Genomic DNA, 2,322 nt, shown 5'->3' on the forward strand with positions numbered 1-2,322 from the left:
CCGGCTCCGGACCGGGGCCCGGCGGCGGGGGCGGAGGGGTGGGGGCCGGGCCGGGAGGCGGCTCGGGTGAGGGCACCGGATCGGGGCGGGGCCCGGGGTGCGAGGGGTCCGGGCCCGGAGTGGGGCCCGGCTGGACGGGGTCCGGGTACGGGTTCGTCATGGCGCGTGTCCTCCGGCCTGTCGGTCGACGTCGGCTCTGGACTACTCCCCCGCCTACCCGGGGGCCGCCTCTCCAGTCACCCGCCCGCGTGACGGCGCGGGGCCGGTCGGCGCCACCGGCCCGGCCGGAGGATCAAGGGGTCAGGGTGTCGGAGCGGCCGGCCTCGATGCGCGACCAGTGGGGGATGGGGCGTCCGTCGCTCCGCAGCACGTCGTCGGCGGGCGTGCCCTGGACGGTGGGCCAGCCGGGGGGCGAGTCCTCCCACAGTTCCTGACGTCCGTACACGGTGAGGTCCATGAGCGCGTAGCTGTAGTCCATCGCCTCCACGCCGCGCAGCGTCGTCCAGTACGTCTCGAAGACGCGGTCGCCGTCCCGGAGGTAGCAGACGAGGTGCATCATGCCGGCGTGGCGCCCGGTCAGGAGTTCGTCCCCGGACGGGACCGCCGAGTACCACGGCACGTCCCAGCCCATGAAGTCGCGGTAGCGGCGGCTCTCCTCGTACGGGCCCTGGCAGAAGACCGCGTAGGTGATGTCGCGCGAGTGGAGGTACGACAGCTCCTGCACCTGGGTGGTGACCCAGGTGCAGCCCTCGCACTGGCCCGCCGCGTCGTGGCCGGGGTACCACATGAAGTAGTACGCGATGAGCTGTCGGCGCCCTTCGAAGGTTTCGAGCAGGGTGACCGGCCCGTCGGGCCCGGTCAGTTCGAGGCCGGCGGCCACCTCGACCATGGGCAGCCGCCGCCGGGCGGCGGCGATCGCGTCGCCCTCGCGGGTGTGCGCCTTCTCCCGGATCCGCAGCCGGGCCAGTTCGGCCTCGAAGCCGGCCCGGTCGGCCGTCGGGGGCAGCGCCGGGGCGCGGTCCGCGGGCCTGTTCTCGTGCTCGGTCATGATCATGTCCCATCGTCGTGGGTCGCGGTCCGTCAGGTGGCCGGGCCGGGTCCGGAGCGCTCCGCCACCTCCTTGATGCGCAGCAGGCGCGTCTCCCAGGATCGGCCGATCCGGTCGAGCTCGCGGGCCAGCGCGCCGAGCCGGGCGCCGACGGCGAGGTGGACGACCTCGCGCCCGCGCCGCTCGGACTCGACCAGCCCGGCCCCGCGCAGCACCTCCAGGTGCTTGACGATCGCCTGCCGGCTCACCGGCAGGGTCCTGGCCAGCGCGGACGCCGACATGGGGCCCTCGCCGAGCCGGGTGAGTATCTCCCAGCGCGTCGCGTCGCCGAGCGCGGCGCACACGACGGGGAGGGGGGAAGCGGTCACCGATGCCTCGCCGGGGCCGTGGCGCTCTTCTCGACGAACGCCTTCGCGGCCGCCAGCTCGGTGAGCCAGCCCTTGTCGTTGCCCTCCCGCTCCTTCAGCCACGCCGCGGGGTCGTCGGCGAGGCTCGAGAAGCCGCTCTCCACCACGCGGAGGGTCACCCCGCCCGCGTCCCGCTCGTCGATCCAGAACTCGACCAGGGTGGAGGGTGTCGCGTCGTCGCGGAACGGGGTGCCGATCCAGCGGAACGCCGCGTAGCGCGGTTTGTCCAGCTCCACCGTCCGGAACCGGAACTCACCCAGCGACGGATGGCGGACCACGGTCACGTCGCCCTCCTGGCGCAGGTCCGGTTCGGGCTCGACCTCGCCGTCATTGATGTACCAGCCGGGCCGTACGACCAGCTCCCAGACCCGCTCGGCGGGGGCGTCGATGTCGATCCGCCGGGCGATCCGGTCGAGCTCGGCCAGCTCCGCGTCGGTATGGGTGGCGTCGTTCACGGGAACCTCCCTCATCGATTCGAGTGCAACTCAAGGGTTGCACGTCCTGACGGGACATGCAACCTACGGGTTGCATCAGGAGCTACGGCGTCTCGTACGGCAGTGGTGGGAGATCAACCGGCACGGCCTCGCCGGGGCCCGGAATCACCGTGGGATCGACAGGGTTCCGCGGGATTCCGCGGAATTCCGCCCCCGCCGCGCGAGTGGCGCTACCGGTTCTCTTCCTGAGCCTGCCGGCACAAGCGGGCTGCCGCCGCGAGTCCCGGACGGGGGCTGGACAGCACGGGCACCGAAATCGTGGTGAGCCGCTCGGCCGGGGCCATGGACGCCTGGGCGAGGACGATCGCGTCGGCGCCGGTGACCGCGTCGGCGGCGTCCGCGACCCGGCGCGCGTACCCCGCCGGGTCGCCCG

General features: G+C 73.6%; 3 protein-coding genes and 1 pseudogene. All 4 read right to left on the bottom strand.

Annotated features, from left to right (window positions below; genetic code table 11):
* Positions 1-292: 292 nt before the first annotated feature.
* Positions 293-1,048: a DUF899 family protein gene (locus B7767_RS24800; protein ID WP_085574145.1), complete on the bottom strand. Its 756-nt coding sequence runs from the start codon at positions 1,046-1,048 to the stop codon at positions 293-295.
* A gap of 32 nt (positions 1,049-1,080) precedes the next feature.
* Positions 1,081-1,416: a metalloregulator ArsR/SmtB family transcription factor gene (locus tag B7767_RS24805; RefSeq protein WP_085574143.1), complete on the bottom strand. Its 336-nt coding sequence runs from the start codon at positions 1,414-1,416 to the stop codon at positions 1,081-1,083.
* Positions 1,413-1,910: an ATPase gene (locus tag B7767_RS24810; protein ID WP_085574144.1), complete on the bottom strand. Its 498-nt coding sequence runs from the start codon at positions 1,908-1,910 to the stop codon at positions 1,413-1,415. Before B7767_RS24810 ends, B7767_RS24805 begins: the two co-directional genes overlap by 4 nt.
* 209 nt (positions 1,911-2,119) lie before the next feature.
* Positions 2,120-2,322: pseudogene (locus tag B7767_RS24815) on the bottom strand (arylsulfatase); the annotation flags it as partial.

It is taken from the genome of Streptomyces sp. 13-12-16 (assembly GCF_002114215.1).
GTDB lineage: Bacteria > Actinomycetota > Actinomycetes > Streptomycetales > Streptomycetaceae > Streptomyces.